At 48.4% G+C, this 25,363-nt stretch carries 20 protein-coding genes and 1 pseudogene; 14 read left to right on the forward strand and 7 right to left on the reverse strand.

Annotated features, from left to right (window positions below; genetic code table 11):
• Window positions 1-139: 139 nt before the first annotated feature.
• Entirely contained in the window at window positions 140-1,825 is a 1,686-nt protein-coding gene (hcp, locus tag M1D70_RS05060) for a hydroxylamine reductase (protein ID WP_456289302.1), read from the reverse strand.
• 207 nt (window positions 1,826-2,032) lie between these two features.
• Here hcp and M1D70_RS05065 point away from each other — a divergent pair, with 207 nt between their 5' ends.
• The 8 genes from M1D70_RS05065 to M1D70_RS05100 all read left to right on the forward strand — a co-directional run bounded on the left by M1D70_RS05065 (window position 2,033) and on the right by M1D70_RS05100 (window position 13,825).
• Window positions 2,033-3,055 carry a 2-oxoacid:acceptor oxidoreductase family protein gene (locus M1D70_RS05065; protein WP_456289303.1) on the forward strand — a complete coding sequence of 341 codons (1,023 nt, stop codon included), beginning with the start codon at window positions 2,033-2,035 and terminating at the stop codon, window positions 3,053-3,055.
• Window positions 3,052-5,349: a thiamine pyrophosphate-dependent enzyme gene (locus tag M1D70_RS05070; protein ID WP_456289304.1), complete on the forward strand. Its 2,298-nt coding sequence runs from the start codon at window positions 3,052-3,054 to the stop codon at window positions 5,347-5,349. The genes M1D70_RS05065 and M1D70_RS05070 overlap by 4 nt, the downstream gene beginning before the upstream one ends.
• Before the next feature lie 170 nt (window positions 5,350-5,519).
• Window positions 5,520-7,784, forward strand: a complete 2,265-nt coding sequence (locus tag M1D70_RS05075; protein WP_456289305.1) for a helix-turn-helix domain-containing protein — start codon at window positions 5,520-5,522, stop codon at window positions 7,782-7,784.
• A gap of 224 nt (window positions 7,785-8,008) precedes the next feature.
• Window positions 8,009-9,004 (forward strand): ABC transporter permease, encoded by a 996-nt coding sequence (locus M1D70_RS05080; RefSeq protein ID WP_326116037.1) that lies wholly within the window; start codon window positions 8,009-8,011, stop codon window positions 9,002-9,004.
• A gap of 54 nt (window positions 9,005-9,058) precedes the next feature.
• Window positions 9,059-9,958: a carbohydrate ABC transporter permease gene (locus M1D70_RS05085; protein ID WP_009593409.1), complete on the forward strand. Its 900-nt coding sequence runs from the start codon at window positions 9,059-9,061 to the stop codon at window positions 9,956-9,958.
• 133 nt (window positions 9,959-10,091) lie between these two features.
• Complete coding sequence (locus M1D70_RS05090; protein WP_456289306.1) at window positions 10,092-11,798, forward strand: ABC transporter substrate-binding protein; 1,707 nt, start codon at window positions 10,092-10,094, stop codon at window positions 11,796-11,798.
• Window positions 11,799-11,880: 82 nt separating this feature from the next.
• Window positions 11,881-13,110, forward strand: a complete 1,230-nt coding sequence (locus tag M1D70_RS05095; RefSeq protein WP_456289307.1) for an alpha-L-fucosidase — start codon at window positions 11,881-11,883, stop codon at window positions 13,108-13,110.
• A gap of 148 nt (window positions 13,111-13,258) precedes the next feature.
• Window positions 13,259-13,825 carry an SF0329 family protein gene (locus M1D70_RS05100; RefSeq protein WP_456289308.1) on the forward strand — a complete coding sequence of 189 codons (567 nt, stop codon included), beginning with the start codon at window positions 13,259-13,261 and terminating at the stop codon, window positions 13,823-13,825.
• A gap of 216 nt (window positions 13,826-14,041) precedes the next feature.
• On the opposite strand, the gene M1D70_RS05105 is transcribed toward M1D70_RS05100, so the two are convergent.
• The 4 genes from M1D70_RS05105 to M1D70_RS05120 are packed head-to-tail and all read right to left on the reverse strand — an operon-like array spanning window position 14,042 to window position 16,606.
• Window positions 14,042-14,227, reverse strand: a complete 186-nt coding sequence (locus M1D70_RS05105) for a hypothetical protein (protein ID WP_456289309.1) — start codon at window positions 14,225-14,227, stop codon at window positions 14,042-14,044.
• Window positions 14,208-15,368, reverse strand: coding sequence for a hypothetical protein (locus tag M1D70_RS05110; protein WP_456289310.1), 1,161 nt, complete (start codon window positions 15,366-15,368; stop codon window positions 14,208-14,210). The genes M1D70_RS05105 and M1D70_RS05110 overlap by 20 nt, the downstream gene beginning before the upstream one ends.
• A 45-nt stretch (window positions 15,369-15,413) precedes the next feature.
• The gene (locus tag M1D70_RS05115) at window positions 15,414-16,283 is read right to left on the reverse strand and encodes an MBOAT family O-acyltransferase (RefSeq protein WP_456289311.1); all 870 of its coding nucleotides are present in this window, start codon (window positions 16,281-16,283) and stop codon (window positions 15,414-15,416) included.
• Window positions 16,223-16,606 carry a hypothetical protein gene (locus M1D70_RS05120; protein WP_456289312.1) on the reverse strand — a complete coding sequence of 128 codons (384 nt, stop codon included), beginning with the start codon at window positions 16,604-16,606 and terminating at the stop codon, window positions 16,223-16,225. The genes M1D70_RS05115 and M1D70_RS05120 overlap by 61 nt, the downstream gene beginning before the upstream one ends.
• 541 nt (window positions 16,607-17,147) lie before the next feature.
• Here M1D70_RS05120 and M1D70_RS05125 point away from each other — a divergent pair.
• Window positions 17,148-18,137, forward strand: a complete 990-nt coding sequence (locus tag M1D70_RS05125) for a tRNA dihydrouridine synthase (RefSeq protein WP_456289313.1) — start codon at window positions 17,148-17,150, stop codon at window positions 18,135-18,137.
• A gap of 213 nt (window positions 18,138-18,350) precedes the next feature.
• Complete coding sequence (locus M1D70_RS05130; protein WP_456289314.1) at window positions 18,351-19,511, forward strand: cobalamin-independent methionine synthase II family protein; 1,161 nt, start codon at window positions 18,351-18,353, stop codon at window positions 19,509-19,511.
• A gap of 287 nt (window positions 19,512-19,798) precedes the next feature.
• On the opposite strand, the gene M1D70_RS05135 is transcribed toward M1D70_RS05130, so the two are convergent.
• Together M1D70_RS05135 and M1D70_RS05140 are read right to left on the reverse strand one after the other, a co-directional pair.
• Window positions 19,799-20,971 carry an MFS transporter gene (locus tag M1D70_RS05135; protein WP_456289315.1) on the reverse strand — a complete coding sequence of 391 codons (1,173 nt, stop codon included), beginning with the start codon at window positions 20,969-20,971 and terminating at the stop codon, window positions 19,799-19,801.
• A 145-nt stretch (window positions 20,972-21,116) separates the two neighbouring features.
• Window positions 21,117-21,403, reverse strand: a pseudogene (locus tag M1D70_RS05140) (nitroreductase family protein); the annotation flags it as partial.
• A gap of 188 nt (window positions 21,404-21,591) precedes the next feature.
• Here M1D70_RS05140 and M1D70_RS05145 point away from each other — a divergent pair.
• The 4 genes from M1D70_RS05145 to M1D70_RS05160 all read left to right on the forward strand — a co-directional run bounded on the left by M1D70_RS05145 (window position 21,592) and on the right by M1D70_RS05160 (window position 25,361).
• Window positions 21,592-22,182, forward strand: coding sequence for a TetR/AcrR family transcriptional regulator (locus tag M1D70_RS05145; RefSeq protein WP_456289316.1), 591 nt, complete (start codon window positions 21,592-21,594; stop codon window positions 22,180-22,182).
• Window positions 22,183-22,428: 246 nt separating this feature from the next.
• A complete protein-coding gene (locus M1D70_RS05150; protein ID WP_456289317.1) occupies window positions 22,429-23,238 on the forward strand; it encodes an AAA family ATPase in 810 nt (269 codons plus the stop codon).
• Window positions 23,239-23,451: 213 nt separating this feature from the next.
• Window positions 23,452-24,033: a TetR/AcrR family transcriptional regulator gene (locus tag M1D70_RS05155; RefSeq protein WP_009593429.1), complete on the forward strand. Its 582-nt coding sequence runs from the start codon at window positions 23,452-23,454 to the stop codon at window positions 24,031-24,033.
• A gap of 38 nt (window positions 24,034-24,071) precedes the next feature.
• Window positions 24,072-25,361, forward strand: a complete 1,290-nt coding sequence (locus M1D70_RS05160) for a cytosine permease (RefSeq protein WP_456289318.1) — start codon at window positions 24,072-24,074, stop codon at window positions 25,359-25,361.
• Window positions 25,362-25,363: the final 2 nt, after the last annotated feature.

Consider the following 25,363-nt stretch of genomic DNA (forward strand, 5'->3'; position numbering starts at 1 on the left):
TGAAAAGTAGCGACGTGAAAGGATTTGCTTGTTGAGTGGAAGCAGCTTATTTAATTTGAAAGGGCATGAGTTACCAAGCAGATCATTGCTTGCATAACCCATGCCCTTTTTTCTTTATCAGGTTTTCTTCGACTACTAATTAGGCACCAAGGAACATGTTCATGTCATCTTCCACATTGGTAATGCCGCCGATACCGAAGTTTTCCACGAGGACTTTGGCGACGTTAGGCGACAGGAATGCAGGGAGCGTAGGGCCCAGATGAATATTTTTAACGCCAAGATATAGCAGGGCCAGCAGCACGATCACCGCTTTTTGCTCATACCAGGCAATGTTGTAGGAAATCGGCAAATCATTAATATCCTCAAGGCCGAATACTTCCTTCAGCTTCAATGCAATCACGACGAGGGAGTAAGAATCATTGCATTGACCAGCGTCCAGTACCCGCGGAATACCGCCGATTTCGCCTAGATCCAGTTTATTGTATTTGTATTTGGCACAGCCTGCCGTTAGAATGACCGTGTCTGTTGGAAGTTCAGCCGCAAAATCGGTGTAATAGTTACGGGATTTCATCCGTCCATCGCAGCCGGCCATGACGAAGAAGCGGCGAATCGCGCCGGATTTCACGGCATCGACGACTTGATCGGCCACGTTCATCACAGCGGCATGAGCGAAACCGCCGATGATCTCACCCGTTTCAAGCTCCGTTGGAGCGGGGCATCCTTTCGCTTGCTCGATTAGCGTGGAGAAGTCTTTGGGAGCACCGTCTGTTCCTTCTGGAATATGGCGGACACCCGGAAACCCGGTGTTGCCTGTTGTATAGATACGGTCCTTATAACTGTCTTTCGGCGGAACGATACAGTTGGTCGTCATTAATATCGGTCCGTTAAAGGCTGCGAATTCGCTATTCTGCTTCCACCAGGCATTCCCGTAATTGCCTACAAAATGCTCATATTTCTTGAATGCCGGATAATAGTGGGCAGGCAGCATTTCACTGTGCGTGTACACGTCCACGCCGGTTCCTTCCGTCTGCTTCAGCAGCTCCTCCAAATCCTTCAGATCATGGCCGCTGATGAGAATGCCGGGCCGGTTGCTTACCCCGATATTGACCTTCGTGATTTCCGGATTTCCGTAAACCGAGGTGTTCGCTTCATCCAGCATCGCCATGGCGTTTACGCCGTATTTACCGGTTTCCATCGTCAAAGCTACCAGATCCTGTACTTCAAGGCTGTCGTCAAGCGTAGCGGCAAGTGCACGGCGCATAAAACGGTTTAATTCGTGATCATCCTTCTCAAGATGAAGCGCGTGGTACGTATAAGCTGCCATCCCCTTCAAGCCGTACGTAATCAATTCGCGCAGCGAGCGGATGTCTTCATTGCGGGTCGAGAGGACACCCACCGTACGTGCTTTTTCATCAAAAGCAACTTCGTTATCCGCTTGCCAGACGGCAGCATCAGGGAGATTGGCGGTTCCTTCCGGATATTGTTCGTTATAATAGGTGCGCACCTCGCCGCGGAGCTCGATCGCTTCCCGGATTCTTTCCACAAAAACCTCGCGGTCAAAGTTGGCGTTCGTTATCGTTGCAAACAAGGAGTCCATCATAAACAGCGATACGCGCTGTTCAAGCACCTCCGGCAGCCGGACATCCAGACTGAGAAAAGAGATGCCTTTCAGCAGATAAATCAGCAAATCCTGCAGGTTTGCCACATCATGCGGTTTGCCGCATACGCCGACAATGGTGCAGCCTGTTCCTTTGGATGCTTCCTGACATTGAAAGCAGAACATGGACGGCTGATGCTGTAAGGTCTCTTGGGCGTTGTTATTCATTATTACTCCTCCAATTTCGTTATTTTTTGTCGTAAGGTCAGTATAAAATTGCCTCGCAATTGGACTGTTGAAGACAGTATACTTCGCTCCCACAACCGACATAGTGATTGGAATCACAATTTCTTAAGTAGTGAGTTTAATCACAAACCCAGTCCGTTTCTTCTTTTAAACTGGAATTAATGACCTAAGAAGAAATGAGGAGAGAACATGTCGATTTTGCCTCAAAAGAATGAACTGGGATTTTTCGAGATCCGTCTCGAATCCATCGGCGGGCTTGGCGCCAATCTGGCCGGAAAAATGCTGGCCGAAGCCGGGGTCACCGGCTCCGGACTTAACGGTTCGAATTTTTCCAGCTATGGTTCGGAGAAAAAAGGGTCGCCCGTGAAGAGTTTCGTCAGGTTCTGCGATTCCGAGGTGGAAATCCGCGATCACAGTCCCATTGAGCAGCCGCATGTCGTCGGCGTATTTCATGAAGCATTGTATAAGACGATCGATGTCATAAGCGGATTACAGCCTGATGGAACGGTGCTTGTAAATACGGCGCGAGCCCTTTCCGAAGTGGCCGTGGATCTGAACATGAAGCAGGGAACGCTGGCCGTAGTGGATGCGCTGAAAATTTCCGTTGAGGAAAAAACCAAAGTAAATACGGCCATGCTGGGGGCTTTGTTCCGGATTTGCAGCTTCCTGAATCCGGACGATATGCGGCAGGTGATCCGCACGACATTTGAGAAAAAGCTGCCCCACCTCGTGGAAGCGAATGTGCGGACCTTTGACAGAGGATATAACGAAGTCCAGTTCCTTTCCTTGGGAAATGGCTCAGCGCTTATAGACCCAATCGCTTTCGCAAGACCGGAGCCGATTCTTGGATATGAAACGCAGGAGCTGGGCGGAATTCTGAACGTTACCGCGAACAGTGTTCTGAAGGATCTTAGCGCCTCCCGGCAGGGATATTTGCCAGAGTACAAGATCGAGGACTGCATTCACTGTGCCGCCTGCGATACGGTATGTCCGGATTTCTGCATCGTGTGGGAGACGAAGCCGGATAAACGCGGGAATATGCAGATGTTTATGAAAGGTATTGATTATCAATATTGCAAAGGCTGCTTGAAGTGTATCGAAGCTTGTCCGACCACCGCTTTGGCTGCCATGTTAGAAGAGCCGCATTATGCGGAGCAGCACCGTGTGCCGCAATCATTTCCCTATTTAAAAGCGGAGGGAGTCCGATCATGAATATGCAAATTCAAGAAACAACGGAGAACAAGCTGGCGGCCACTCAAACGGAAGTCTTCGAATCGGGCAACGAAATGGCTGCCATGGCGGCTGCCCAGATTAACTATCACATTATGGGTTATTTTCCGATTACGCCTTCTACGGAAATTGCCCAATATCTTGATATGATGCGTACACGCGGCGAACATGACATCAAGCTGATTCCCGCTGACGGCGAACATGGATCGGCGGGGATTTGCTACGGTGCGGCCGCAGCCGGAGCACGGGTATTCAATGCTACCAGCGCGAATGGTTTCCTGTATATGATCGAACAGCTTCCTGTGCAGGCGGGCACACGTTTCCCGATGGTTATGAACCTGGTGACGCGTGCGGTCAGCGGACCGCTCGATATTCGCGGTGACCATTCGGACCTTTACTACGGCCTGAACACCGGCTGGGTGATTTTGACCGCCCGTTCACCGCAGGCCGTGTATGACATGAATATCATGGCGCTGCGAATCGCGGAACATGAAGACGTACGCCTGCCGGTCATTGTAGCTTATGACGGATTTTTTACATCGCACCAGAAACGCCGGGTACATATATTTACGAACCGGGAAACCGTTCAAGAGTTTGTAGGGGAACAGGCGCCTGAATATCCACATGTGTTGGACGAGAACAACCCGATCGTTGTTGGGGCTTATATGAACGGCGACGATTTGATGAACAACCACTTTCAACAGTCAAACGCCATGTACCGTGCGGGCGAGGTGTTCAAGGAAGTGGCAGAGGAATACGCGGCTTTATCCGGAAGATCCTATTCGCCGCTTGATCTGTACCGCATGGAAGACGCAGAGGTGGCTTTATTCCTGCTCAATTCGGCGGCCGAATCCTCCAAAGACGTCGTGGACCGACTGCGGGCGAAAGGAATTAAAGCGGGCATAATCAGCCCGAATATTCTCCGGCCGTTCCCGGCAAGAGAAATCCGCGAGGCGTTGACAGGTGTCAAAGCGCTGCTGGTTGGCGAACGTGCCGATTCTTACGGTGCGCATGGGGCCAATCTTACCCATGAGGTCAAAGCGGCCCTGCAGGAAATCCGTGGTCCGCAGCCGATTGTGCTGTCCCGCATATTTGGACTTGGCGGGAAAGACTATTACGCGGATGACGCGGAAGCTTTTTTTGCCTTGACGATCGAGGCCATGGAGCTCGGTTATGCCAAAGTGCCGTTTGATTATTACGGCCAAACACCGGGAGCTGAGGAGCAGAGGCTGCAGCCGGTCATTGCACCGATGAATGGAGACAGCTTTAAATCTGGCCTGATTACCGTAAAGGTGGATGAAGAGACAAGTAAACTATCCGTTAAAGTGCCGCCGATGCGGGCGCTTGCCGCGAAACCGAAACGGTTTGCTTCCGGTCACGGAGCTTGCCCGGGCTGCGGTATTTTCCCGGCGCTGGAGCTCTTTTTCAAAGGGATTGAAGGCCATGTCGTTACTTTATTCCATACCGGCTGCGCTTATATCACAACAACGGGGTATCCGTATAACTCGCATAAGCAGAGCTTTATTCATAATTTGTTCCAGAACGGCCCGGCTACTTTATCCGGCACGGTAGAGGCGTTCCTTGAGAAGAAACGCCGCGGGGAAATCGAAGTTCCTGAGGATTTCACTTTTGTGATGGTGACCGGCGACGGCGGCATGGACATCGGGATGGGCTCGGCCATCGGGACGGCGCTGCGGGGCCATAACCTGATCATTCTGGAATATGATAATGAAGGCTATATGAACACCGGTGCACAGCTTTCGTACTCTACGCCATTAGGGCATATGACCAGTACGTCCGGCGTCGGCAAACAGCAGCAGGGCAAAGCGTTCCATCATAAAGATACGGTGCAAATGATGGCGGCGGCGCATATTCCGTATGTATTCACGGGGACGGAAGCATTTCCGCAGGACCTTGTGAAAAAGGCGGCAAAAGCGCAGTGGTACGCCCAGAATGTAGGTACCGTCTACGGCAAGCTGCTGATCACATGCCCGCTGAACTGGAAATCGAGCGACAAGGATGGGGAGAACATCGTCCGCGCGGCCGTGAATTCAAACTTCTTCCCACTGTATGAAGTAGAGCAGGGAGAAACGAATATTACGTACGATCCTGAAGCGAAGAAGAAACGGGTGCCGCTCAGCGACTGGCTGAAATATATGGGCAAATCAAGACATCTGCTCAAGGAAGAAAACAAAGAAATGCTCGGCGAATTTGAAAAAGAAGTGGAGCGGCGCTGGTCGATTCTGAAAGCGAAACACGAGAACCCGCTGCTATAAAATATTCAATTCAGCATACCAGGAATACAACAACGGAGCGGGCATTGTCCCGCTTCTTTTTGTGTTTAGGTATGGGCGTATCGTTGTGACTATGGAGAACTATAACCCAAAAGGCGCTTTTTAAGTTATAATAATTAAAAATTTGCGAAAAAACGGTGGGAGGGTTGATCATGCAGAGATCCTGGTACAAGCGTCTATTGCTCTCCTATATGCCCATTTTTGTTATTGTGATTACCTTTATATTTTTTGTTTTCTTTCAGCTGTTCAGCGAACAGAGCCGGCGGGAGGCGCTTAACGCCAATAAATCGCTTTCCTTGCAAGCGATGCGCATGGTGGACACGTCCCTGAAGGTGATCGACAATATGATCGTCCTCGAAAGCATCAACAGCAAGGCTTTGAATGATTTCTTCAAATCATCTGCCGTTGGCGATCCTTATATTAATATTCAAGCTGTTCAGAAGCTCAAGGAGATTATTAATTATTATCCCTTGATCGATTCGATTTATCTGGTGAGGCATTCGGACGGCTATGTTCTCAGCAATGCCACGAATGGATACATAAGTACATATCCGGACCATGAATTTATTGAACAATATCAAGTATCGAAAACGCCGAAATGGACAGGCGCGAGAAATTTCGAACAATTTAAAATGAAGGGCGGCAAGCAGGTGGTCAGCCTGGTCAGAGGATCGCCTTACATGAAAAACGACTTAGGCATGATCGTTGTCAATGTGAGCACGGAATCCTTGAACAAGCTTACCGAAGAGATGCTGGATTCCAACATGAGCTTCATTCAGGTTCAGGATACCTCCGGAAACCATTTGTTCGGCACCAAAGCGGATCGTCCGCCATCCCAAGTCAATTCCCAGTATGTATCAAGCTATACGAATTGGAACTATGGAAGCGGTTTGTTGAACAACGGTTTTGTAAGCGCTGTCTCTTATCTCTATAATCTTTGGTTTATCATAGGTCTTGGCATGATTGCCATCGGCTTCCTATGGATGATTTATGTTTCCAGGCGAAATTCCAAGCCCATTGAGGAGATCGCTGCCCGTTTCAGCAGCTATTCGCTACCGGTGGTGAGCAGTGGCCGACGTAAGGGGAAGCTGGATGAATTCGCATTTATCGAATCCGCCTTTGACAACATACTGGAACAATCCAAGGAATATCAGGAGAAATACCGGGAGGATCTCCATGTCAGGACCCGGTTTATGTTCCGCCAGCTGATCGAAGGGGACTCGCCTCTATCTGTATCCGAATGGAGGTCTGAAGCGGCTCGACTGAATTTGCCGCTGCCACTGGACCGATATCGTATGCTCATCCTGGAGATTGATAAGTACGGGGATTTCTGTCGGGATTATTCCAAGACCGATCAAGATCTGCTTAAATTCACTCTGCGGACGGTCGTGGATGAGATCGCTTCGAAATGGGACTGCCGGCTGTGGTCGGAATGGACATCACCTTCCAACCTGTCCATTATTCTGTTTGAAGAACGGGATCAGGACAAGTTTGAGGAGGCCGTACTGGTTCCAATTGCGGAACAAATCCTTGCATGGACGCACCAAAACTTGAAATTTACAATTACGATGGGAATGGGTCGGTCGACAGATCAGATTGGCGATATTCCGCAATCCTATAAAGATGCGATGCAAGCCTTAAAGTATAAAATCGTGCTCGGTGAGAATCGTTTGATCCGCAGCGAGGATATTTCGAGCCATGGCATTGTCGAGGTTTATACGCATTTAGGTGAGATTCGTGCAATTATCCAGTCCTTCAGAATGCAGAAGGAGCAGTGGAGCGAGGATTACGATCAATGGTTTGAACAGCTGAAGAACAGCTTCTTGACCAATGATGAAATATTCAGCCTGATGAATTATCTGGTTTATTACATCGGCCGCGAAATGTCGGGACTCGGCAAGGAAATTTACAACAAGTGGATACAGGAGGGATTGCCGAAGCTGACGGTTAAGGTAGACAATTCCTATTCCCTGGAACAGCTGAGACAGGAAATTAAACAAGTGCTGACGGAGCATTATGAACAGATGAAGCAGATTCATCATGACAACCAATACTCCAGCATCATTAGAAACATATGCGATTTAATTGAGCGTGACTATGCGAATCCGGAGCTGTCCCTTGAAATGCTGGGCGATCGGTATCAGTTGAACGCCAAATATGTGAGCAAATTGTTTAAGGAAAATACCGGACAAAGGTTCGTTGATTTCCTTATTGATATCCGTATGAAGGAAGCGAAGCGGCTGCTGACGGAAACGGACTATTCCGTGCAGGAGATCGCAGAGCGGGTCGGATATGCCCATGCTATTTCGTTTACCCGCGTTTTCAAGAGGACGGCTGGAGTTACCCCGGGCGAATACCGGAATGGCCGGAAGGCCAAGGAACGGGGAGAAAATGATTCAGCAGTAGAAAACGGTTAAGGCGGCGATCATGGATCGCTGCCTTTTTTGATTGAGAACGAACCCGTTGTTAAGGCGTTCCGTCCGCCCTGAATGAGCCCCGATTCGCTTTCTATGAGGAGGCCCAGGCGAAAATGGTTAGTCGTTTTTATTTTTGTTTCTTGTTGCCGGGCGTCGTTGTTGTATACACTCGGTTTACATCGCAAGGACCTGAAAGTAGGAATGGACGAAAGGAGTTAACCCGCATGCCGAGACTAACCTCTAGGCTTCAAACCGAACCAAGCCTGGACCGGAAACATCCCCTACAATTGAAAACGCTACCAGAAGGGAGAAGAGGAAGGTCAAGAAGAAAACAAATTAAGCGTCATTGGCAGCTGTATCTCGTTCTCTTGTTACCCGTTCTTTATTTGATTATTTTCAAATACATACCGATGGCCGGTATTGTAATCGCATTCAAGAATTATAACGTCATCCAGGGAATCTGGGGCAGCGACTGGGTCGGGCTGAAATATTTTCGCCAGTTCTTCGATTCGCCGAACTTCTGGCTCTACATTAAGAATACGCTTGGCATTAGCTTCTACGGATTGATTGTAGGCTTTCCCGCACCGATCCTGCTGGCACTCGCGCTGAATGAAATCCGCAACGGCCTATTCAAGAAGACGGTACAGATGGTTTCATATGCCCCTTATTTCATATCTACGGTGATTATGGTTTCGATCATTATCGTCAACTTGACGCCAAATGTGGGGATGATCAGTAAATTTTTCGAGATGTTAGGTATGAGTAATACGAATTTTATGGGTATACCGGGCCTGTTTAAGTCCATTTACGTCTGGTCCGATGTTTGGCAATTTACAGGTTACGGAGCGATTATATACATCGCGGCATTGTCCGGCGTTAACCCGGAGCTTTACGAATCAGCCAAAGTAGATGGCGCGTCCCGCATCCAGAAGATTCTGAACATCGATATACCAAGCCTTATTCCCGTATCGGTCATTCTGCTCATTCTCAATCTGGGCAACATCATGAAACTAGGATTTGAAAAAATATACCTGATGCAAAATCCGCTTAATTTAAGCACGTCGGAAGTCATATCCACTTATGTGTACAAGGTTGGCTTGCTGGGCTCCAGCTTCAGCTTCTCGACGGCGATCGGTCTCTTCAACTCGGTCATCAATCTTATTCTGCTGGTGTCCGTCAATTACATCGCCAGAAAGCTGTCGAACAGCAGCTTGTGGTAGGCCTGTTCTACGCAGCCAGTAAACAATAGCAACTTTGGAAAGAGAGGAGACCCCATGTTCAAAAAAGCCGCTATACGTGAATCGAAAGGCGACCGCCTCTTCATGTTCTTGATCTATCTGTTCTTGACCCTGGTTCTTATTGCCGTAGCCGTACCATTAATCTACATCGTAAGCTCGTCCTTCAGCTCGCCTCAGGCGGTTACATCGGGCAAGGTTTGGCTGTTTCCCGTAGATTTTACGCTGGACGGCTACAAGGCGGTATTCAATAATCCGCAGATCGGCGTCGGCTATCTGAATTCCCTCTTTTATACCGTTGTCGGCACCCTCATCAATGTAACGCTCACGATTATGCTGGCTTATCCGCTGGCGAAGAAGTCGCTTTACGGCCGCAATTTCTTCATGGTTCTGCTGGTGATCACGATGATGTTCGAAGGAGGACTGATTCCTTATTACCTCGTCGTTAAGAATCTCCATCTGCTGGATACGCGCTGGGCCATGATTTTACCGGGGGCACTGGGGGTATTCCAGGTTATCGTCGCAAGGACGTTTTTCCAAACCACGATTCCCGATGAATTGGCGGAAGCCGCGGAGCTGGACGGATGCAGTGACATCCGGTTCATATTCAGCATTGTCCTGCCGCTGTCCAAACCCATTATTGCGGTCATGACATTGATGTATGCAGTCGGGCATTGGAATGCTTATTTTGATGCACTGATCTTCTTAAGGAATCCTGACTTGTTCCCGCTTCAAATCATTCTCAGAAACATTCTAATTCTGAATTCAGTCGATGCTTCCATGATGGCGGATGTGAGCCAGATGCAGGCGCAGCAGGGGCTCAAGGATTTGCTGAAATATTCCTTGATCGTTGTTGCCAGCTTGCCTGTGCTTATCATATATCCTTTCGTCCAGAAACATTTTGTCAAAGGCGTCATGATCGGCTCGCTAAAGGGCTGATCATGACAGAGCGATCATGGTTTCAAGGAGGTGAGGCTGTACATTATTCAGATACGGCAAAAGCTGGTGGAGGCAAAAGCATTGGAAAGGGCCAAACGCCCGAAATACGGATGATAAACGGGGGGTATATTCGATGGAAAAGAGCATGAAGAAGAAAAACTGGCTAGGTATCATTAGCTGCCTAATGGCTTGCATGCTGCTGCTTAGTGCCTGCGGAGGAACCAATTCCGGCAATCAGTCAACTGGCAAGACGGACGACAACGGTGCTGCCAATGAAGATTTATTTAATGCTGTTGGTTCCTATCCGATCGTGAAGGAGCCGATGACCATTAAAATGTTCGCGCCTCAGTTTGCGTCAATCGAAAACATGGATACCAACCTATTTACCAAACATCTTGAAGAGAAGACAAACATCAATATCGCTTGGGACCTTGTACCGGAAAATGCTTTGAACGACCGCAAGCAGCTCATGCTCGCCGGCGGCGATTATCCTGAAGTCATTCTCCAAGGGAATTTGACCAAGGAAGAGCAAATGAAGTATGGGTCGCAGGGCGTGTTTATCCCTCTGAATGATTTGATAGACCAATATGCACCCAATATCAAGAAAGCGATGGAGGATATCCCTTACATGAAAGCCTCCATCACGACTCCGGATGGCAACATCTATGCATTGCCGCAGGTCAATGAATGCTACCATTGTGACAATGCGCTCAAAATGTGGATCAATAAAAAATGGCTCGATCAAGTGGGACTGCCTGTTCCAACGACAACTGACGAATTTTATACGGTGCTGAAGGCATTCAAAGAGAAGGATCCGAACGGCAACGGCAAACAAGATGAACTCCCGCTGACAGGCTCGGATGAAATGTGGGCAGGCAACGTCTCCGCCTTCCTGATGAACTCGTTTATCCTTGATGATTACGTCGACAAGGGTTCGGGTACGTTCCTCCGCGTCATGGATGGCAAAGTTGATTTTACGGCAAACAAAGAAGAGTGGAAGCAGGGCCTCCTTTATCTGAATCAATTGTACAAAGAGGGATTAATTGATCCCGCAGCCTTTACCCAGAATGCCGATGCTGTTCAGCAAATGGCCAACCGGGAACCGGACAATATTATGGGTGCGCTTTCAACTGCATTAATCAGTTATGCTTACAGCATGGATGATAAGGCGCCGCGTCATAAAGATTATGTTGCCCTGCCTCCGCTAAAAGGCCCGAATGGTGTGCAGCAGACGCTGAATTTTGCGGGAATCGCTGTCTCGCAATTTGCGATTACGAATAAAGCGACGAAAGAGCAGCAGATTGCCGCCATCCGGTTAGCGGATTATCTGTATACGGAAGAAGCGATCGTGTTGCAGGAACATGGCCCTGAAGGCAAAGGGTGGCGGAAAGCTGAATCCGGAGAAAAGGGTATGGATGGAAAGCAGGCTAAATATACGGCTATTCCTATCCCCGACAAAAAGCCGACGCATAATGACGGTTGGGAGCAGATCGGTCCATCACTGAGAACCTACGCTTATCGCGCGTCCTGGACAGCTCCTCAGGATCCGCTCGCTCCCGATGGATACGGTACCCGTCTGAATCAAGTCTCCGAGGAATATGAACCGTATCAATCCAAGGAGCAATATCCATCGGGATTGTTCATAGCGCTTGAAGATGCCGAGCTCGTAGCTCAGATCAAGACAACGCTTGTCGACTACGTGAAATCCAATATGGCCCAGTTTATTACAGGCTCCAAAGATATTAACAAAGAATGGGATGCATATGTGAAAGGGCTGGATGGCATGCAGCTGAACCAGTACCTGGAAATCTATCAAAAGGCATTGGATGCCGGAAAATAATGCGAAATCGGTTCCCTGCGCACGGAGATTCCTTGTGCAGGGAATGATTATTTAACCTCATAGAAAGCAGGTGTATGATTCAATGAATGAACTTGCAAAGCCATCTCCGCAGCAGCTGGCATGGCAGGATATGGAGCTGGGTATGTTCTGCCATTTCGGAATGAATACGTTTTGCGATCAGGAGTGGGGAGACGGAACGGATTCAGCGGAGATCTTCAATCCGGAGCAGTTGGATGCCCGGCAGTGGGCCAGGACCGCAAAACGCGCTGGCTTCAAATATCTGGTATTGACCGCAAAGCATCATGACGGATTCTGTCTGTGGCCGACAAAAACGACCGATTACTCCGTGAAGTCCAGCCCATGGAAAGGCGGCAAAGGGGATGTCGTCCGGGAAGTTGCCAATGCTTGCAGAGAGGAAGGGCTCCAGTTCGGATTATATCTGTCCCCCTGGGATCGGCATGAACCTTGTTATCCCGATAAAGAGGCTTATGACGATTTTTATGCGGAGCAATTAACGGAGCTTCTGACCGGGTATGGACCGCTGGTCGAAGTGTGGTTCGACGGAGCCGGTTCCCAAGGCAGGGAATACGATTGGAACAGAATCATCGGTCTGATTGATAAATACCAGCCGGATGCAATGGTCTTTAATATGGGGCGCCCGACGATTCGCTGGGTAGGGAATGAAGACGGCGTTGCGCCTTATCCGTGCTGGAATACGGCCACCACGGCGAAGGAGAGCATGTTCACCAGCGATATGATGACCTGGATGGAAGGGACTCCGTCTTGGGTACCGGCCGAATGCGATGTTCCGATCCGCAAGCTTCACTGGTTCTGGCATCCTGACGATGAAGCAAGCTTAAGAAGCCTGGAGGAAGTATTGGATATTTATTACCGCTCGGTCGGCCATGGCGCTACGCTGCTCTTGAATATATCCCCGGACAACCGCGGGCTGCTGCCTGAAGCGGATGTGGAGCGTGTCATCGAATTCGGAGATGAAATCCGCCGCAGATTCGGGCAGCCGGTTGGCCAAACGAGTGGAGAAGGAACCGAGCTGCTTCTGAAGCTGGAGCATATTCAGCCAGTCAATCACGTCATCATCATGGAAGACATTGCTCATGGGGAGCGTGTGCGTGAATATGTGCTCGAAGCATTCAGCCATGGCGAATGGAAGGAGCTTGTACGCGGAAGTGCGATCGGGCATAAAAAAATCGACCGATTCGACACCGTCGAAGCCGATCAATTGCGGGTTCGTATTCTTTCCAGCGTGGAGCAGCCTTTGATCCGCAATTTGGCTGCATATCGCGTAGAATGAAATTAGTAAAACCTAGAACAGACTGCCACGGCAGTCTGTTCTTGTTATTTAATGTTATGGGTTGTTTTTTGGCAGGGGTTTATTCATACTGAATACGATGTACAGATGGATACCGCACCCCTCAGGGTTTGAAAACATAGGAGGAACCATGTCCTGGAGCAAATTGAAACAACAGCTGGAGAGCTTTCTCAGTCCTGCATTAGCTGGAAGAGTTGAATATCGCGCAACCGGTTATCGTTATTTACCTGATAAAGCAGGGCTTTGTTATATATCGGTAGATAAAAAGAACGTACTCCTTATGAGTGATAAAACCAGCTCCATAAGGTGGTATCAGACGGAGCTGGAAATTAAGAATGATCCCCATATCCAAATTCCGATCAGCGACGATGAATTGGAGGCCGTCAGAAAGGAAACCAAAGGGACCGTTCCAGAGGATCGTCTCAACGTCATTGCAAGAAATAGAAAAGTATCCGTACTCGCAAAGGAGCTTTTGTCAGCACAGGCTGCATTAAGTAAATCCAATTTTGTCGCTACAGCGAATAAGTTCTTATCTACTTCTATAGAAGAAAGCATAGAGAGCGATGATATCTTATTGAATATTCTAGCTTTGGTAGACAGACGAGTCGGCAAAAAGCGGATTGTAAACATGGCAGATAGGATGAAGCTAAAGCATCCGATTGTGCAATATTTTTATGAACTGCGGCGCAGTGCGTGATGAGCATAAATAATTGTCGTTACTCGCTTACGATGATATCAAAAGGCGGTAGATAAAGATCAGCTTGGGTCCAAACGCAAATATGTAGGATGCTAAAAATAGTTGGGGACGAGATGGGGATGCGCGGCAATCGCGTCTTCGTTCCAATCGTTACGATGAATTGCTAAACGGCATGCAGGACAGGAAGTCAGTCATTGCACGCCGCTTTCATGTACATTAGAAGTTCATATAAATAAATTCCTGCGTTTCTCCGGAAAAGAATAAAATACCAAGTACGATGGCGATCAGGACGATGGCTCCGCCAAGTGCCACTCCCACCATGATCAGTGCCCTTACGACATGATGAGTGAGGCCGCGGGCTTTCGTTTCGGCCGATGTGGTGCTATGGGGCTGTAATTCCATAATCTTTCATCCTCATATACAAGATTTCGCCAAACATGTTATTCCCTTTGTCGATAAGATGGGCCGAGTCGCGATAATATTCATGCGGGATTGTATTGTTCTCCTCTTGATTAAATTCGATATAGGGGTATCCTCTCGACTCTACCAACTTCTGATAAGCGCCCATCGCTTCGGTATATTCGCTCCAATGGAAAAGCTTCTTGTTGGCAATATGCTCTTTATCCAGCGGAGCCGAATAGAACACGGCTTTCTTATGATGCTCCTGCAGCAGTTCAAGCGTTTTTTCAATCATGAACAACCCGAAGCTGCGATCTTGATCAAAAGGCTTACTCCACCGATAAAGCTCTGCATAGTGCTTGTCGATGCCTTCCTGTTGAGCGTCATTCATTTTGTCATAAGCGGTATACATCGGCGTATAGCTTTCTTCTATCCCTTTTCTTTCATTTTCGTTCTTGTGGACTTCCTGGCGGATTTTCTCCATCGGCGTACGAGTCATGAACAGACGGTAACTGATCGCGTCGCGATCATGATAGAGGGTCCACTTATTCAGGAAATGGGACGTCACCCAATTGTGGGCGTTGCTTGGGAGCGATTCGCGGTTTTTGTCTGGGAAATCAACCAGCCAGCTGCGCGGGATAGGTTGACCCAGCTTCTCCACCAGCGACGGATAGACGACAACGTTCGGCTCATTATCCGAGACGACGACGATCCCATAATTGATCTCATAGACGACAAAATCAATCTCGTCAATCATCGAGGCGAGCAGGGCGTAAGTCTCCGTAAATCTTCCGCCGGAAATCCCCAGGTTGATCACGCGGCTGTCTTTCAAATGAGCTTGAAGGACGCCGGCCGAGGTATTCTCCCCCTTTTGTACGGTCGTGCCGAAGACCGTGGAGGGCCCAAACATGCCGATCGCCTTTGTGCCGTCATCCGGATGCCCCTTCAAGTATTCGACCCATAACGGCGTAAAGACAATGGCATCGTATGTCGGAACGCGAAGCTCTTTTTCCGCATGCGTCACGACTTCTTGTCTCATTTGATCGACCACTTGATCGGCTTCAATGCTCAATCCAAGCAATCCGATCAAGGCAAAGGAGATCAGCATGACGAACACGGTTTTATTCAAAACTAATTTACGCAAGACATCTTACACTTCCATTTCCATCCATATTCGAGAATCGGTAACTTATCGCATACCAAGCAGCCGGAGCATTAAATCCCATCCGTCTGCGATCGGCAATATGAAAAATACGCGGCTGATCGTTACACCGAAGAATGTGATCAACATCGCGACAGTGACCGTTACCGGCTTCAGCCATTTCGGAACAGGCTTTAATGCAGGCTTTAGCTGCTTCACATAATAGCGATGAATGCACAGCATCACGCCATGGAACATGCCCCAAATGACGAAATTCCAGGCGGCTCCGTGCCAGAGGCCGGAGACAGTCATCGTCGCCATCAGATTGAAATAGACCCGGGGAGCAGGAACACGGCTTCCCCCGAGGGGAAAATACACATAGCGGGTCAGCCATGAACCGAGCGAAATGTGCCAACGGTTCCAGAACTCGGCTATGCTGCGGGCCAAATAAGGGAAGCGGAAGTTCTCCGGGATGACAATGCCGAACAAGCGAGCTGTCCCGATGGCAATGTCTGAATAGCCAGAAAAATCAAAATAGATGACGAACGTATAGGCGACAAGCGAAATCCAGAGTCTGGCGGTATCTGCCTCAGCTATGCCGGATGCTGAGTAGACGGGCTGCGCCAGCATATCAATGGATCCGGCGAGGACGAGCTTTTTGAAAAGGCCGCACCCGATTCGGGCGACTCCGATCAGCATGTGTTCCAAGTGAAATCTCGATGTTAGCTGCGGATTAAACATCTGAAATTGCTTAATTGGGCCCGCCACCATCGACGGGAAGAAGAAAATGAACGACAACAGACCTTCCGGCCGATGCTCCGGCAGCGTTCCGCGTTTGCGTTCAACCAAGTAATGAATCAGCTCGAACGTAAAGTAGGAAATGCCGAGCGGGAGCACAATCTGCTCTGCCTTAGGCAAGAAGGGCTGATAACAAAAGCAAATAACTCATTTAACGTATCCAGCATCATGTTGGTATACTTGAAATAACCAAGCACGAGAATGGCGGTAAGGATACCAGCGGGGTAAATCCATCGCTTTCTCCATTTCGCCGCGGCTTTCGCGACAACAATGGCAATGACAACTTCCGCAAGCAACAGGAACAGGTAATCACCTGCATAATTGTAGTAAAATGCGACGCCTGAGGCAAAGAGCACCCAGGGTCTGAGACGATGCGGCATAAGGTGATACGTGACGACAGCCACGAACACGAACAGCCAATAAAACCAATCCGTATACATCATAATTTTCCGTATCCACCATCCGAGTTGCCAAAAATACTTATTTCTTAAAGCACTTATCCATATTACAGTATCCATCAGTTGAAACGTATGGGAATTTTATGAATATATTTATTTTTAAGTGGTTATCGAATCCAAAAACCGATTCAAGTTCATGCCCCTTAGGGGAAGCACATAGAATAGACGATCATCATTCTACCAAAGTTGCAACTGGCTGTTCTAAAGCATCATGGAGGGGGAGCGGTCATGGCAATCGAACCCTAATAATCAGTGCGGGACGGCTTTTTAGTTCGTTGCCAACGGAACCGCACGAAATTAAAGCTCTTGTTCTAGCGATCGCCTCTCCTTTTTTCGAATTTATGGGGAGTATGCTCCTCTCTGGATTATGATATAGTCATTGAAGTGTCTGCGATATAACATAAACTGCCGTTTGATTAAGCTGCTTAAACATGCTATAAGTGAAGGAAAAGCAAGGACATGAACAGGTTGTATTTACTATTTCGGGATAAAGATTTGTCCTGGTATGTATAGAGGAGTTTTTAATATGAAAGACAATTTTTGGCGTGATTTACCACGGCCTTTCTTTATACTGGCGCCCATGGAAGATGTGACGGATGTTGTGTTTCGCCATGTCGTAAGCGAAGCAGCCAGACCGGATGTGTTTTTTACGGAGTTTGCGAATACCGAGAGCTACTGTCACCCGGATGGGAACCACAGTGTGCGCGGACGTTTGACTTTTACGGAGGATGAACAGCCGATGGTAGCCCATATCTGGGGAGATAAGCCGGAATTCTTTCGTCAGATGAGTATCGGCATGGCGAAAGAAGGGTTTAAAGGCATCGATATTAATATGGGTTGTCCTGTAGCGAATGTAGCCGAGAATGGGAAGGGAAGCGGACTGATCTGCCGTCCCGACATTGCAGCGGACATTATCCAGGCAGCCAAAGCCGGGGGATTGCCCGTCAGTGTAAAAACAAGGCTCGGTTTTAGTGCCGTAGACGAATGGCGCGACTGGCTAACCCATATTTTGAAGCAAGACATTGTCAATCTGTCCATTCATCTGCGGACAAGAGAGGAAATGAGCAAAGTCGACGCGCATTGGGAACTGATTCCGGAGATTAAGAAGCTTCGCGATGAGGTGGCACCCGATACACTGCTGACCATTAACGGGGATATTCCTGACCGTCAGACCGGCCTGAAGCTCGCTGAACAATACGGTGTGGATGGCATTATGATTGGGCGCGGGATTTTTCATAATCCATTTGCTTTCGAGAAGGAGCCGAAGGATCATAGCAGTGAGGAATTGCTTGATCTGCTGCGGCTGCATCTGGATCTACATGATCAATATTCGGCACAGATGCGGCGCTCCTTCAGCGCACTTGTCCGCTTCTTCAAAATCTATGTCCGTGGATTCCGAGGGGCAAGTGAACTCCGAAATCAATTAATGAACGCAAAGTCAACAAGTGAAGTACGTGCGCTCCTCGATGAGTTTGGAAGCAAGCATTCTGATGAGGCAGATGAACGAGGAAATTAAATGGACAGGCTGGAGAACACCAGCGCGCGCTTCAGGAGAACAAATATTATTTTTGGAAAACATGGCCGTTTTGGCTGTGTTTTTTCTTTTGGGCAATCTCAGTCCGTCATTCTTGCTATAGCTTTTAGCTATAACTAGTTATGAGATTTTGGTATGCCTTATAACTCTGCTCGTCGTGATATGATATCGCTATACAACGAGGGGGTTATGTACATGACTGATAAGTTCCAGATCGTAGGAAGTTTGTTGCGGCCCGAAGAGCTGCTGAAATATAAAACGCAAATTGAACATCGTGATGATATCCGGTATCCGTTCTATGAAAATTTCGAAGGGTATGCCGAGTGCGAGACCGAGGCGATCAAACAGGTCGTGAAAAAGGAAATCGAGCATAACCTGTCGGTTGTTACGGACGGCGAATTCTCCAAATCGATGTGGCATCTGGATTTTGTATGGGGCTTTGACGGAGCCCAGCGTTATATCGCGGACCATGGCTACTTTTTCCGGGATGTGGACGGAACCTCGAAATATGAAACACGCAAAGATATTGGCCTGCGCATTACAGGCAAACTGAGCGGAAAGAATCATCACTTCATTAAGTTGTTCAAACAGCTGCAAGAAACGGCTGGCGATCAGCAAACGAAGCTTTGCGTACCATCTCCTTCTCATATCTACGGTGAACTCTCCTGGTCGGATAACATTGGCGGCACGGATGCGGTTTATCAGAACAAACAGGAGCTCAAAGCGGGCCTTGTGAGCGCGTATAAGGAATTCGTGGCGGAATTCGCTGCGGCTGGCGGTAAGATTCTACAATTTGACGACTGCCTGTGGGAGTTGTTTGCAGACGACAACCCGAACTCTCCGTTTACAGGGGAGCATATTAATCAAGCGGAAGTACAGGGTCTCGCCACCGAATTTATTGAGATTAACAATACGGTGATTGACTTCGGCCATAGCCTCGGCTTGAAAATGTGGACGCATAACTGCCGCGGCAACTATGATTCCCGCAATATGGGCGGTGGATCTTATGCGAAAATCGCCAACCTGTTCCTGAAGCAGTTGAAATATGATCGTTTCTTCCTGGAATGGGATGACGATCGTGCGGGTTCGATTGAAGCACTGGAGGTATTCAAGGACAGACCGGAAACGGAGATTGTTCTGGGCTTGCTGTCTTCCAAAACCAATACGCTGGATGATGAAGCACGCGTCGTCCGTCTGCTTGACGAAGCATCCAAAATCATTGATAAGGATCGTCTGCTGCTCTCGCATCAATGCGGCTTTGCATCCTGCGATGGCGGTAACGAGCTAAGCGAGGCCGAGCAATGGGCGAAAATCGATCAGGGTCAACAGATTGCCAAGCAATACTGGGGTAGCTAGACAATAAAACGAGATATTAATATAAACGGCGACCTTTTCCGGAATTCAATCAGGAGAGAGGTCGCCGTGTTTTTTTGGATGGTCCCTAGTTGTTCAATGTGATCAAACCTTCATTTCTGGTCTTTGCATGAGTCATACCTCCAATTATATTCTGAGCAGGATGATTGTTGCGTCCCACAATGGGGGGCAGTTCATTTGCGGACTGTTTATTGTTAAGAATGGATAAGATCCGAAAGATCAACTTAGTGAGCAGAGTCCTTTATCAAATATCCTTGTTTAGCATACCGTTAATCCGCTGTCTGCACCGCCGAATGCCGTGATGCCATGCTGGACAATACAAACACGGCAATGATGGCGATGAGAACGCCGAATACCCCGAACCAGGTAATGGATGCCAAAGAAACACGGTTAACGATCAGCCCGCCGATTCCTGCGCCGACAGCCATGGCAAACTGCATCATGGAACTGTTCAAGCTCAGCATGACGCCCGAGGATTCAGGAACAAGCTTGACCAGGTTAAATTGCTGCGCTGGAGCGGATGACCAGGCGGCAAAAGACCAGAGGATCAAAATGGCGAATACGGCAATGACCGACTGTCCGACTAAGGATAGCAAAATCAACGAAATGACGTGAAGCGCCATCCCTGAAACGAGCGTGAATATAATGCCCCGTTTATCCGCGCTGTAGCCGCCGACTTTCGAGCCAATCAAACTGGCAATGCCGAACACGAACAGAGCTGCGCTAATCAATGATTCATTTAAATGAGTCACCTCTAGCAGAAAAGGGGAGATGTAAGTATAGGCAAGGGAATATCCGCCCAACCAGAAAAAAGTAATCGCTAAAGCAACAAAGACCTGAGGTTTTTTTAACAAAGCAAATTGTTTGATCAAAGGGACAGGCTTGTCGCCCCGCATACGTGGAAAAACCGCAGCAATGACAAGCATGGCGATGCCCCCGACAATTGCGATGGCCAGAAATACCGCTTTCCAGCCAAAAGCCGAGGCTACCATTCTGCCGAGTGGGACGCCGATGATGAGCGATGCGGTAATGCCCATGGTGACGTTGGCGATGGCGCTGGCTTGCTTGCCTGGCGGAGCGATTTTGGCGGCGATACTGAGCGCGTTAACGGTGACTACCCCGGCGCCTAACGCCGTAATGATTCTAGCGGCAATGAAGAGACCGAAGCCGGACAATATAAATGTCAGCAGATTTGCGATAATAAAGAGGCCCAGCGAATAAAGTAGGAGCTTACGCCGGTCCATTTTGGCCGTCAGCGCCATTAAAATAGGCGTGCCGACCGCATAGGCCAGGGAATAAACCGTAATGAGCTGGCCTGCTGCCGCAACGCTTGTTCCCATCGTCTCTGCGATCCGGTCCAATATCCCGGAAATGATGTAATTGGATGTTCCAACTAAAAAGCTGACCAAGGCTAGAACGTAAACTTTCCATGTGCTCTTCATAATTCACTCTCCCGATGTGTTTAAATAACGATGTTTTTAAAAATATCGAAATAAATAAAAATCGCAATTAATGCATATATCAGCATATACTCATATATAGGTTAATTGTGATCATCTAATCAAAGAAGGCCGCCAATTTATATCACTCCAAATCTCCGAGTACCGCAATGACAGCCGAAGCCTCGACCACTTGCTGTTGATTGGATGCGATCAGAAGCAGCGTCTGCTTCAGCTCCGGCGAGTCGATAACGTGAAACCGCCACGGCTGCAGGTTAGCGGCTGAAGGGGCCAGCGTGGCTTGCCGCAATATTTCGGTCAATTCCTCCCGCGAAATCTTGATCTCGGGATCATAGCTACGAACCGACCGACGTTCTCGAATAACATCAAAAAAAGTTGGTGCTCCATCGTAAGTGACGGTTGTGAAACCGACATGGTTCTCTCCTCCTTTTGGAAAAGCGGTATTCTGCATTTTGTTCAATACAACATTAGTTGTTTGAACAACACCTGTTGTATTTATATGTTATGATAACAACAGAATGGTGCGCAATCATCAAAAACCATAAACCGTTGTATAGACAACACCAATTCTATAATGTCGTTTTATTGGGGAGATCAAAACCATGGCAATTAAAAAGAATGAAGCTGATCCTCGTGTGATACGTACACGGCGACTCCTTCAAGACGCTTTTGCTTCGTTAATTCAAGAAAAAGACTTTGAATCGATAACCGTTAGGGATATTGCAGAGCGGGCTACTGTTAACAGAGCGACTTTTTATGCGCACTTTGTAGATAAATTCGAAATTCTAGAGGCCAGACTAATGGATTCCTTTATGACAATCATAAATCGTAGAATAAGCGGTCACGAAGTATTAAATGAAGAAACCATTCAGAGTATTTTTCTGGGGGTATGCGATTTTCACAAGAGTCTAAGCACTATGTGCAAAAGAAGGTATACATCGCTTGGAGCTGTATTCGAAATTCAAATAAAGGAAAAAATTCAGACGATACTTCTTTCCTTTATAGACAAAGACAAGATGCTGTCAAGTTCAAACGCGCAATTCTTAATGAATACAGCTACTAACATGTTAAGTTGGGGGATGTATGGGGCGGCTTACGCTTGGAATAATGAGGGGCGTCTAATAAGTGCGGAATCATTCGTTAAACAGACTATGCCCTTAGTGATGAACGGAGCTAAAGAATTGCTGGGATAGGTCCTGTCGCTATTGCTCTATCCTGAGGAAGAAACAAGATGCAATGCGGACAATTTGCGAGGCTTGTACCGACCGTTTAAGAGCGTACGAGAATCATGAGTTTGAGGCGATTCGTCTGACGGCACTGGATATTTGGACCGTTCTTGAATAGAAAGACTGTGTGGGTCGGATGGTTGCATCCATAGAATGGCCAGGTATGAATATCAAACTTGAATCATTTCATTTTCCGAGAGGGGAGCAAGGGCGATGCTATATTTAAGTAACTTCAAACTCTCTTCTACCATTTCGAGCAACCCGAATATCTATCCCGATCATGTGTTCAGGCACATGGCAGGGGAGGTTCTGCTGTTTGATCGAATCACGGTATTATACGGCAGTAACGGCTCCGGCAAGTCCACCTTGCTGAATCTGATCGCCAATAAATTGGGAATCGCGGGCGCTGAGCGAATGACAAGCTATGGTCACAACGCGTACGCGCAGCGGTTTATCGAGGAAAGCAGCTATCAACTCGGGCATGATGATCAGGAGCGTCCCCTATATAAGCTTCCCGACGGGAGCCGTTACATCAAGTCGGAGGATCTGTTGTATGAAATCAAGAAAATACAGCAGGAAAGCGTGCTTCGCGAAGGGCTGCTGCATGAGCAGCTCGTTCAAGGAAAGAGTAAGGCCGAGGTAGAAGAGCTGGAGCAGTCGTATGAATTCAAGAAGAAGATGGACATCATTCAATTCGCTCAAGAGAAGTATTCGAACGGGGAAAGCTCGATGCAGTTTTTTGAGGAATATTTGCTTCCCGGTCAACTGTATTTACTGGATGAACCGGAAACGTCGCTTTCTCCGGCGAATCAAATCAAGCTGGCCGAGCAAATGAACGATTTGGCGCGTTATTTCGACAGTCAGTTTATTATTGCTACGCATTCTCCCTTTGTTCTGGGTACGCTTCATGCGAAAATCTACAACCTCGATGCCAAGATGTTGCAAACGGCAGAATGGTTTGAGCTGGACAATGTCCAATTCTTTTACCGGTTTTTTCATAAACATCAAAGATTGTTTGAATGAATAGGTTCAAGTATCAGAAGAGGTATCCTTCGAGTAAGGATATCTCTTTTTGGTATGGGGATTTTATCCACTTAGTACATGGTCCTGCTTGAATGTTGAACGTATAAGGATTGAAAGATAATTTGGCAGAGCCATCAAATACATTGATTTTTATGCAAAAAGTTGTATAATCTACTTAATTAACGTTAATTAAATGGCGAAAAGGGGATGAACATGACCAGATCGAAGCTGAAAGAGGCTGCGCTGAGGTTATTCGGACAGAAGGGCTACGATGGAACGGCATTATCGGAAATCGCGAAGGAGGTTGGCGTCAAAACTCCGGCAATCTACGCCTTTTTCGAAAGCAAGGAAGATCTGTTCATGACGGTCTTCGAAGAATCGATGAGCGCCTATAACGAATATATCCAAGCGATGGCAGAAACCAGCAAAGGAATGAGCACGAAGAAAAAATTGCATGCGCTGCTGCTTCGCCAATACGATTTCCACCGGGACAAGCAGGAGCTTGCCGTATTTGCCTTCCGGTACTTGGTTTTCCCGCCGGATTTCCTAATGGATCGGATGCAGGAGGCGTTTGGGCGTTTCGATACGCTTTTGAGCAGCATTATCAGTGAGATCATGCAGGAAGGTCTGGAAAGCGGCGAACTGGCCATCGTCCCGATGGAGACGCTGGTGGATTCGTACCTCACCTTGATGGACGGACTGGGCATGCAATATTACTACTATAAATCGCCGGAGCTGTTCGAACGGAAACTGAAACATGCCTTTGAGATGTTCTGGAGATCCGTCGAAGCTTAGGCAATCAACAAGATGGTACAGAAAGCAGAGGGTGGAACATGAGCAACGATACGAAAATAGAAGATTACGAACGGGAGCCCGTACCCCAGCATTTGCGGAAATCATGGCTCTCGATGGCATTCGTCTGGATTGCAATCGGCATTGACCTGTCCGCGATGTTCCTGGGTGCGCAGCTCGGCGCGGGTATGAGCATCGGCGACTCGCTGACGGCGGTCATCGTCGGTTCAGCCATATTGGGCATGATCGGGGCTGTCTGCGCATATGTGGGAGCCAAAACAGGACTGTCGACGGCCATGATCAGCCGGTTTCTGTTTGGGAACCAAGGGGCGCTCATCGTCTCGGTCATTCTCGGCATTTCATCGCTGGGCTGGTTCGGCGTTCAGGTCGGCTTCTTCGCTTCCAACTTCCAGACGGCGTTAAGCGAGCTATGGGGCTGGCATTGGTCGCTCTGGGTACTGTCGATCATTGGCGGACTTCTGATGATGTCCACGGCGATCTGGGGCTACAGGGCGATTGAAAAATTAAGCGTCTGGTCGGTACCGCTGCTCGTCGTGTTTATCATTATCGCGCTGGTGATGGCGCTTAACGGGGAAGGCGGAAGCACCGTCTGGGCACCGTTCGAGGGGGAGGCTCTGCCGATGGGGACGGCGATTTCGCTGGTCATCGGTATCTTTATCCTTGGAACGGCGCTGTCCCCTGACATCGCGCGCTGGGCCAAAACGCCAAAGCATGCCGTTACCGCAGCGTTTATCGGTTTCTTTGTCGGTAACAGCTTCATGACCATCATTGCGATTTTCCTGTCGCGTACGATGGATTCCGACGATCTGACGGGCATTCTGCTGACGCTCGGACTCGGTATTCCGGCAATCATCGTGCTGACGCTGGCACAATGGACGACCAATACGAACAATTTATATTCCGCGGGACTGGGCTTCTCGGTTGTCTTCAAGCGGGTACCTAAATCCGTGATCACGATTATCGCAGGTCTCATTGCCACGGCACTTGCTTGCTTTGGCATTTATGACCGGTTCATGACGTTCCTGACGTACATTACGATGCTTGTCGCACCGCTGGGCGGCATTTATACGGCTGAGTATTTGTTGGTGAACAAAAATAGATTCTCGTTTGACGGACTGGACAGCAATCGGAGCTGGATTCCCCGCTCCATCGTCGTCTGGGTCATCGCCACGTTCTTCGGGTTCATGACAACGATGGCCCCGGATGGGCTCGGATGGTTCCAGGTAACCCAGGTTCCGGCGCTGGACAGCTTCTTGATGGCATTTATCGTGCAAGCAATCATAGGCAAATGGGTAGTAAAGAAGGGATGAAA

The sequence above is a fragment of the Paenibacillus sp. AK002 genome (assembly GCF_053903045.1).

Bases quoted from the DNA above. Each gene is read 5' to 3' on its own strand.
- M1D70_RS05150 (WP_456289317.1), top strand. From the start codon at position 22,429: ATGCTATATTTAAGTAACTTCAAACTCTCTTCTACCATTTCGAGCAAC.
- M1D70_RS05075 (WP_456289305.1), top strand. From the start codon at position 5,520: ATGCAGAGATCCTGGTACAAGCGTCTATTGCTCTCCTATATGCCCATT.
- hcp (WP_456289302.1), bottom strand. From the start codon at position 1,825: ATGAATAACAACGCCCAAGAGACCTTACAGCATCAGCCGTCCATGTTC.
- M1D70_RS05135 (WP_456289315.1), bottom strand. From the start codon at position 20,971: ATGAAGAGCACATGGAAAGTTTACGTTCTAGCCTTGGTCAGCTTTTTA.
- M1D70_RS05085 (WP_009593409.1), top strand. From the start codon at position 9,059: ATGTTCAAAAAAGCCGCTATACGTGAATCGAAAGGCGACCGCCTCTTC.
- M1D70_RS05080 (WP_326116037.1), top strand. From the start codon at position 8,009: ATGCCGAGACTAACCTCTAGGCTTCAAACCGAACCAAGCCTGGACCGG.
- M1D70_RS05090 (WP_456289306.1), top strand. From the start codon at position 10,092: ATGGAAAAGAGCATGAAGAAGAAAAACTGGCTAGGTATCATTAGCTGC.
- M1D70_RS05130 (WP_456289314.1), top strand. From the start codon at position 18,351: ATGACTGATAAGTTCCAGATCGTAGGAAGTTTGTTGCGGCCCGAAGAG.
- M1D70_RS05125 (WP_456289313.1), top strand. From the start codon at position 17,148: ATGAAAGACAATTTTTGGCGTGATTTACCACGGCCTTTCTTTATACTG.
- M1D70_RS05145 (WP_456289316.1), top strand. From the start codon at position 21,592: ATGGCAATTAAAAAGAATGAAGCTGATCCTCGTGTGATACGTACACGG.
- M1D70_RS05100 (WP_456289308.1), top strand. From the start codon at position 13,259: ATGTCCTGGAGCAAATTGAAACAACAGCTGGAGAGCTTTCTCAGTCCT.
- M1D70_RS05120 (WP_456289312.1), bottom strand. From the start codon at position 16,606: ATGATGTATACGGATTGGTTTTATTGGCTGTTCGTGTTCGTGGCTGTC.
- M1D70_RS05065 (WP_456289303.1), top strand. From the start codon at position 2,033: ATGTCGATTTTGCCTCAAAAGAATGAACTGGGATTTTTCGAGATCCGT.
- M1D70_RS05095 (WP_456289307.1), top strand. From the start codon at position 11,881: ATGAATGAACTTGCAAAGCCATCTCCGCAGCAGCTGGCATGGCAGGAT.
- M1D70_RS05105 (WP_456289309.1), bottom strand. From the start codon at position 14,227: ATGGAATTACAGCCCCATAGCACCACATCGGCCGAAACGAAAGCCCGC.
- M1D70_RS05155 (WP_009593429.1), top strand. From the start codon at position 23,452: ATGACCAGATCGAAGCTGAAAGAGGCTGCGCTGAGGTTATTCGGACAG.
- M1D70_RS05160 (WP_456289318.1), top strand. From the start codon at position 24,072: ATGAGCAACGATACGAAAATAGAAGATTACGAACGGGAGCCCGTACCC.
- M1D70_RS05070 (WP_456289304.1), top strand. From the start codon at position 3,052: ATGAATATGCAAATTCAAGAAACAACGGAGAACAAGCTGGCGGCCACT.